Raw genomic sequence first — 745 nt, forward strand, 5'->3', positions numbered from 1 at the left:
AGTGATAAAGATGATGAGTGGGAGAGCTTTTAAGCTCTTTTACTCTTGTCCACTTTTAAAAGGAAGTGTTACTAAAAAAAGAGCACCCTTATTAGTATTTTCTACACTAATTTCACCTTCCATATTTTTTTCAACAATATTTATAGAGCACTCTTTTAGATAAAATTAAACTAAAAAATCACTTTGTGACTTTGCTGCGACTTTAAACTGTTATAATTATGTTAAGAAAAAAATTTATATTTTAAATATAACTTAAAATATAAAGTAAAACACGCAAAGGGACAAGATGAAAAGACTAATTAATTTTAGCTCAAGATTTCGTATCTTAAAAGGTGGAAAGATAAGTTTAGTTGTAAGTGCTTTATTAGGAACTACAACATTAACTTTTGCAGCTCCATCTGGGGGAATTGTTACAAGTGGTAGTGCAAATATCTCTTCTAGTGGTAAAGTAACAAATATCACACAAAACTCTAGCAAAGTTAGTATAAACTGGAACAAATTTAATATTGCTAAAGATGAGATAGTAAACTTTAAACAACCAAATGTAAAAAGTATTGCTTTAAATAGAGTAATTGGAAATGAAAAATCAATTATCAATGGAGCATTAAATGCAAATGGTCAAGTTTGGATATTAAACTCAAATGGTGTTTTATTTGGAAAAAATGCTAAGATTAATACAGCTGGACTTCTTGCAACTACAAAAAACTTAAGTGATGAAGATTTTAATGCAGGTAATTATACTTTT

At 27.9% G+C, this 745-nt stretch carries 1 protein-coding gene; it reads left to right on the plus strand.

All coding sequences use genetic code 11. The annotated features are described in order from the left end of the window. Positions 1–286: 286 nt before the first annotated feature. Positions 287–745: two-partner secretion domain-containing protein (locus CP960_RS13600; protein WP_119184496.1), on the plus strand; the 459-nt coding region annotated here is incomplete at its 3' end.

It is taken from the genome of Malaciobacter halophilus (assembly GCF_002837275.1).
Lineage (GTDB): Bacteria > Campylobacterota > Campylobacteria > Campylobacterales > Arcobacteraceae > Malaciobacter > Malaciobacter halophilus.